Origin of the sequence: Microcystis sp. M090S1 (assembly GCF_020246295.1) — a bacterium.
Lineage (GTDB): Bacteria > Cyanobacteriota > Cyanobacteriia > Cyanobacteriales > Microcystaceae > Microcystis > Microcystis aeruginosa.
This window is the reverse complement of the sequence record NZ_JADBTF010000252.1, coordinates 1-7,056: the sequence shown is the minus strand read 5'-3', so window position 1 is coordinate 7,056 and position 7,056 is coordinate 1. Positions and strand designations below refer to the sequence as shown.

The 7,056-nt window shown below is 42.5% G+C and carries 7 protein-coding genes; 5 read left to right on the top strand and 2 right to left on the bottom strand.

What is annotated here, in order from left to right; all coding sequences use genetic code 11:
• Positions 1–343: 343 nt before the first annotated feature.
• Positions 344–2,455, bottom strand: coding sequence for a bifunctional arginine dihydrolase/ornithine cyclodeaminase (argZ, locus tag IM477_RS11395; protein ID WP_287731788.1), 2,112 nt, complete (start codon positions 2,453–2,455; stop codon positions 344–346).
• Between the two features lie 172 nt (positions 2,456–2,627).
• Positions 2,628–4,391, bottom strand: coding sequence for an SWIM zinc finger family protein (locus tag IM477_RS11390; RefSeq protein WP_287731787.1), 1,764 nt, complete (start codon positions 4,389–4,391; stop codon positions 2,628–2,630).
• Positions 4,392–4,506: 115 nt separating this feature from the next.
• On the opposite strand from IM477_RS11390, the gene IM477_RS11385 reads away from it, so the two are divergent.
• From IM477_RS11385 to IM477_RS23075, 5 genes are all read left to right on the top strand, one after another.
• Positions 4,507–4,788, top strand: a complete 282-nt coding sequence (locus IM477_RS11385; protein ID WP_002763410.1) for a ParB N-terminal domain-containing protein — start codon at positions 4,507–4,509, stop codon at positions 4,786–4,788.
• Positions 4,789–4,801: 13 nt separating this feature from the next.
• Positions 4,802–5,494, top strand: a complete 693-nt coding sequence (locus IM477_RS11380) for a helix-turn-helix domain-containing protein (protein WP_287731786.1) — start codon at positions 4,802–4,804, stop codon at positions 5,492–5,494.
• Positions 5,495–5,902: 408 nt separating this feature from the next.
• Complete coding sequence (locus IM477_RS11375) at positions 5,903–6,184, top strand: hypothetical protein (protein ID WP_287731785.1); 282 nt, start codon at positions 5,903–5,905, stop codon at positions 6,182–6,184.
• Between the two features lie 207 nt (positions 6,185–6,391).
• On the top strand, positions 6,392–6,628 hold the full coding sequence (locus IM477_RS11370) for a hypothetical protein (protein ID WP_002799399.1): 237 nt from the start codon (positions 6,392–6,394) through the stop codon (positions 6,626–6,628).
• On the top strand, positions 6,618–6,953 hold the full coding sequence (locus tag IM477_RS23075; protein WP_353845541.1) for a putative toxin-antitoxin system toxin component, PIN family: 336 nt from the start codon (positions 6,618–6,620) through the stop codon (positions 6,951–6,953). The genes IM477_RS11370 and IM477_RS23075 overlap by 11 nt, the downstream gene beginning before the upstream one ends.
• Positions 6,954–7,056 lie beyond the last annotated feature (103 nt).

Below are 7,056 nucleotides of genomic sequence, written 5' to 3'. Positions count from 1 at the left end.
TGCTCATGCACTCATGCAAAAAGGGGAATAAATAATCAGTCTTTAAGTAGGTAGGCGTTAAAAATTATCAGACACCACCCTTATCAAGGGGGGACTAAGGGTAGGGTTGATTCATGAATCAACCCTACTATGAATCAAACCTAGGACTAAGGGGCGATCGAACCTAAAATCCATTTTTAATTTAATTATAACCAGCTACTTAATAACCAGATTTAGTATTATACAAAAAGAAAGCAAGCTAGGGCGACTCTAGTGGGCAAATTTTCTCTGATAATTGGTTGAAAATACCGATAAAAATAGGTGAGTTAGCAAAGCGTAACCCACCCGATATCTATTTGCGGTTTTAAACCGTTTCTACCAAGGGACGGGTTAACTTATCCAACTGTTGGGTTAACAGACTCAGGAATAAACCCACATCGGTGACAATACCGACGGATTCTACAGAACCTCGATCGCTTAATTTTGTCACCACGGCCGGGTTAATATCAACACAGACCATTTTTACCCCCGCCGGTGTCATATTGCCCACACCGATGGAATGGAGCATACTAGAGAGCATGAGAATCATGTCTGCACCTTGAATCAAGCGCGAATATTCTTCCTGTGCTTTAATTAAATCCATCTCCGTATCCGGAAGCGGACCATCATCGCGAATTGAACCGGCCAAACTGAAGGGGACATTATTCTTGACGCATTCATACATTACGCCTTTTGTCAATACCCCGGCCGATACAGCTTTGGCGATGCTGCCGTGGCGACGGATGAGGTTGATAATCTTGAGGTGGTGACGATGGCCACCGCGCACGGGGATGCCTTTCTGCATATCTACCCCTAAAGAAGTACCCATGATCGCCTGTTCCATGTCGTGAACTGCGATCGCATTTCCCCCCAGTAAAGCGTGAACGTAACCATCGCGGATTAAACGGGAGAGATGTTGCGCTCCTCCAGTGTGAATGACCACCGGACCTGCCGTTACTACCACTTTACCGCCCTGGTCGCGAATTTTACGCATTTCCCAGGCAATCTGCTCGACGGTTAACTCGACTCGGCGCTCGCTGGAAACCCCCGCACCCATAAAGGTAAATTCCTGAGTGCTGTTGCGTTGTTCCCTGGATTCCGCCTGTCGGATAGTACGGATGCCCTCAACTCCCACCATAACGCGATCGCCAGCTTTTAAATCCCGCAGGAGAGTACATTTCGCGGTTTTGCCTTCTGGACTTTCAGTGACGACGATGGCTGCATCCATGCGTTGATTTTCCACCCGCACCCATTCACAGTTAACCCGCACTTCCGTGGGATAGATGGTGCTGACATAAAAATCATCGGGAGCGACCCCATCTTGTGCCACCACTGCGGTATTGACATCACAGATTTCTTGGGGACGAGCGGCCGCACCGAGGTCGATCAATTGTACCATGATCTCCTCCATTACCTCGTGAGAGGGTGCAGAAACCCGCACTTCGGCCGAGGAGGTACTTTGGCGCTCAATCCCTAAGGTGAAGTTTAAAACCTTGAAGCTGCCCCCATTTCCCACCACAACATCGAGAGCTTTATTCATAATTCCCGCGTCGAGCAGATGACCTTCTAGCTGGAGAATGCGACTTTCAATGGTGACATTAGCGTGATGGTCTGGAATTAGGGGTTCGGTGGTACGCAGGGTTAAACATTTGGCCGCTCCCCCTGCTTTTAAGAACTCTGTCAGGGGAGTTTGTACCACTTCAAAGCTTTTTGATGCTAACTTATGTTGTAAATCGTCACTAATTTTATTCATGACGATTACTTCACCGATATTCACTGCATTACAAGCAAAGTTAACCGCATCGGCTTCTTCAACGATAATGCGTTTTTCTTCGGGAATTTTTAACTCAATTAACCGATTAGAATAGGCATCAAAAGCATCGGGATAGTAGAGGAGATAACCGCCACTAAGGGGACAAAAACAGGTATCAAGGTGATAAAAACGTTCATCGATTAAACGTAGGGATAAAACCTCGATATCGAGCCATTTAGCGATTAAAGGGTGGGAATCTAACTCAGTTCTGAAGCCATATCCTGCCCATAACCAACGTCCTTCCCGATCTAATAGTGCGTCTCCTGCACCTTCAAAGGGTAAATCTTTGGGCAGTTCGTGAACCGTAAAACCGTTATCTTCAAACCACTGTTTAAAATAGGGTTCTTCTCCCTGTCTTTCTTTGTGTAAAAAGCGACTGAGAACGACAGTTTTTTCCAGAACTAAACCTGCATTAGCGGTAAAAACCATGTCAGGCCAGCCTTTTTCTGGTGTCACTAAATCCACGAGCGCCCGATCTTTGAGAACATGATAAAGCTGCTGCCATTGTTGCCTAGCTTTTTCTTGGGAAGATTTGTGAATGTTGCCCTCCATCCAAGGATTAATCACATAATCCACATCGTAATGATCGGGAGAACACATCAAAAAGCGAATAGTTTCAGTCATATTTTTTGACAATGAATATTCAGTATAAGTAGTCTGGGTATAAGTTTAGACCAATCTTCCATTATACTCTACTTTGCGTCGAAACATCACAGACTTAAGATTAGGACAATTACCGCTCTACAAGCTAAAAACAGCCCGGTTTTAGCCGATAACTGACGGCTAGAAGCTTAAATTATTGTAAATCCTGATATTTGAATAACCCCATAAATTTCGATTTGCGTCCGTGTTCCTTAATTAAACTTTCTCGATAGGTTTGCCATTCTTCCCGTCTTCCCGACATATAAAAGGCATTACGAGCTTTTTTCAGCCATTTAATCGCTTCTTCGTAGCGATCAGCCTTTTTTTCGTCCAGTATCTTTTCCGCAGGAGGACGCGCGCGATCGATCACCCAGTTAGGATCGACGGTAGCAGCCGCATCCATTATCCGCCAAATTAGGTGAGACTGCACATAGGAATTATCAGAAACGACTTTAATTGCATCTCTAACTAAATTTTCGTGGAGAAATATATCGATTTTAGCCTCTGTGGAACGTCCACCGCTAAACTCGCGCAAGTAATCTAACAAGTCTAATTTTAAATCAGACCAATCTTCCCCCGCTAAAGACTCAATTTTTTGGTAATGGGAAAAGGAAGGTTGGTCTTGAAATGCCTTAATTCTAGCAGCCAAAGCTGTATCTATATCCCCTAAAGATTGCGCTAGTTCACTTGTCCAGAGAGCTAATTGATAATGATAATTACCTGGGAAATTTAGACCACTCCGGGCAATTATTAGGGCGGATTCTGGTGCGGATTCATCGCGTAAAGCTTTGGCAAAAAAGAAGGCTTCATCGTTTTTAGTTATCATATTTTTTGATGCTGCCATCGCTTCATCAATGCGATCGAGATAGACTAACTTAGTTAGGTATTCTACCACTTGTCCTGAAGCTAAAGCTAGATTCAAATACTCCTGATCTTTTTCCTGTTTCTCGAAAATTTCTAAGCGAATAGAAGTTAATGTTTGGGCATAATAGGGGATATTATCTGACCACATTTCTGAAAAATTAGCCGATTCTCCCCGTAAAATCTTCTCTAAAACTGGATCGTCCCATCCCTGTTGTAAGGCTGCTAAACTCATCTCAAAATCAGCACTCCATTCATGCTGCCATTGCTCGATTTTTTCCCTTAAATCTTGCTTTTCTTGGGGATTAAATTCTTTACTTAAAATTGCCCCAGTTAAAACTCGATCGATTCTAGCACTTAAATCATCATTAACAGCACCGTAATCTTCTAAATTATCCCATTCCTCGATACAGGCGCTAATAATTGCTTCTAAAATAGCGATCGCATTATCCGGTTCTCCCTTTTGATAATAATCTTGGGACTCATCCACTAGGGCATAAATTTCATTAGAAATTGGATCTTCTTCGTAGTAATCTTCTTCGATCGCTCGCAGGGATTGCCGCAGTTCATTACGGACAGTATTACGATAAGCTTTGACATTAATAGTTATCTTCCCTCCCGCTTTATTAACTGGGGTAGCTGGAAATAAAAATTTATCAATTGTCTCAATAATTTCTGGGTGTTTAGCCACTAAATGATTAAGCAATTTTCTTAACTTACTTTCATCAATCGGTGTCAACAACTCCTCTAGAGAAGCTTTTTTGATAATTAATTCTGGTTGACGAGAACAGGTTAATAAAACCGCCACAATATGCTTACACCAACCCTCGTAATCGTAGGGACAGGAACAGGAGACATTCTCAAGATTATCTTGGTTAAAATCCATGGCAACTCGATAGGGTTTAACCTCACTACCACGGACTAAAGCTTGCAGATTTTGCCCCCGTTGCCAAAGAGAAATAACTGCATCGCTATCGTAATAATACCGACCGCGCTGATAGGAAGCATTGGTGCTATTTTGCCGGATAATTTTTTCATTGATAGGAGGAATAGTCATAGTCAGAAAAGGAGAGGATTGGGTGATAAAATCTTGTCTGTGTCAAGAAAACTGCCAGCACCGAGACAGACCACTGCATCAGCAACCGAGTCAACTTATCTTCAGTTTAGCCTAAATGTGCTATAGTAAAGACAGTATGGAAATTAAAAACATTCCTCTGTCCCAAATTCGTCGTCCTTTACCGCGACAAACCGATCCCGAAAAAGTTAATCAGTTGATGCAATCGATCGCTGAGGAGGGATTACGAGAGCCGATCGATGTTTTGGAGGTGGATGGTCAATACTACGGTTTTTCCGGTTGCCATCGCTTTGCAGCTCATCAGCGTCTCGGTAAAGAAACAATTCTCTGTCGAGTTCGTCGCGCTCCTAAATCCGTTTTAGCTAAACACATCGCTTAAGCTGAGAAGTCCCATGAATGAGTCCTTATATAAATATCATCGGCAAAAATTAGAGCAGTTAATGGCAGAAATTGGCTGTAAAAATCTGGAAGAATTGAGTCGGTTATCGGGTCTATCTTCTTGGCAATTGCAGAGAGTTTGCCATGGCTTAATCGCCAAATTATCCTCTGAATCTTTGGTGAAATTAGCTAATGCGCTGCAGCTGCCAGTTAGCGATCTTCTCGCTCATTTTCAAATCCCGACGATGGGGACAGAGGATCGTTCAGGGGAATCAAAAATTCTCGAACAAGAGTATCAAAATTTGCAGCAAAAATTAGACAAGCAAAAAGAAGAATTAGCCGCAGAATTTCAACGTCAAAGCATCGAAGCGATCGAATCTTGGTTAGTTCAATGGCCTACGGCCGAGGCCGTTGCCCGCAAAAATCCCGACCTAGCAGCCGTCAAAATCCTCTCCCTAGTTAAACCGATTATGCAGTTACTGGAGCGCTGGGGAGTGCAACCAATTGACAGTGTCGGTGATCATGTGAGTTATGATCCGCAAATCCATCAATTGATCGATGGTCAAGCAACAATCGGTACACCCGTTTTAGTTCGTTATCGGGGCTATCGTCATGGGGAAAAACTACTTTATCGTGCTAGAGTGAGTTTAATTAAAGTAGAAATGCCGGAAATTCAACCAGCAAAAACAGAAAATGTCACCGCTTAAAGTGATAATTCTTGCAGAGCTTTGGTGCTGTGAAAAGTTCCCCCGTGGTCTGCTTTTATCGAAAAAATCGGGTCTAAAACTTCGCCTTAAGGCGAAAAGTTTTTAGAGCGGGGCATAAATCCCCATTACAAAACTAATGGCTACTTGATAACCGCCCCCTGAACGGTTAAAATGATATCATAAGTGATTCGGAGAAAAAAATATGTCAACGCCCTACGATGACTGTTTTGACCACATTACTGATCCTGTCCAACGGAATTCTGTTCGCCAGCAATGGTTACAGATGCTTGACGGAGGTTTATCTGTTGCCGATGTTAGGTGCTCCTAGATAAGTACCCAGATTTTCGGTTTGCAATTAGTCGGTGGATTTCCGAAAAACCTATAAGTCTCGGTTTTCATTATGGTACAATGGACAGGTTAAAAGATTTTGTTGCTACTTTGCCTGAGTTTAAAGATGTATTTGATAAGTATGTTTCTAAACTTGTTTCATCAGGTAATCTAGAGTATGAACTTAAAAAACTTGCAACTATATTTCCTCAGTTTAAACAAGTGACTGAACAGAGTATAAAGCGTATAAAAGAGGATGAAGAAAAAAGAAGAAAAGATGACGAACTAAGAATAATAAGACTGATGAGCGAACAAAACGAAAGAGAGGAAGCAGGACGATGGTGGAGTGATACACCATACTAGCCGTAGGTTGGGTTGAGCAATAATAACTCTTGTCTGTCAAATGTTAGCGACGCTTAAGCGAAACCCAACCACACCAATATCGTCAATAATGTTGGGTTTCGCTCAAACCATTGAATCGAGCAGTTTTCTCCTAAGGATTAAATCGCTCAACCCAACCTACAAGCTGAAGAATAATAATTCAATTTGTATTTGTGCTACTTTGAAAATATGAAAGCAACGATCCGAAACGTTAAAATTAGCGAAATCCCCACAGCGATCGAGCAGTTAGGCTTATCCGCTCATGCGTGTGTCGATTTCACAATCGAGAATCATGAGATGACGGGGAACGAACAGGAGGAAACCACCCAAGCCTTGATGGAAGTGGTGAATGAAATTCGTGCTTATGCCAAGAGTCAGGGATTGACTGATGAGAAGTTGGAAGAGCTTTTAGTAGATGAATCGTGAACCCATTGTTATCGATACGAACGTCTTTATAAGCTTCGCCTTAAGCAGTACGACAACACCAGCTTTGGCTGTAGAATACGCGATTAATAACTTTATTATTCTGCAAAGTCCCGCAACCATAGGCGAGTTGGTCACAAAACTTCTTCTCCCAAAGTTCGAGAGGTACATTACACTGGAGCAGCGCCGACAACTGCTAGTAAGAATTTTGGAAATTTCGCTGCTGATTAGACCTACTGACCACACTGAAATTTGCCGAGATCGAGACGATAATAAATTCCTAAATCTGGCAACCAGTGGGGAAGCACGCCAGCAATTCTCATTTTGAAAACAAAAGAAGATAAAGTTCTCTATGTGAACAAGAGAACTTCTGTCTAATTATCATTTTTTTTCAAGATAATCATCATAATTAGCTTCAAGAGACAGTTTTA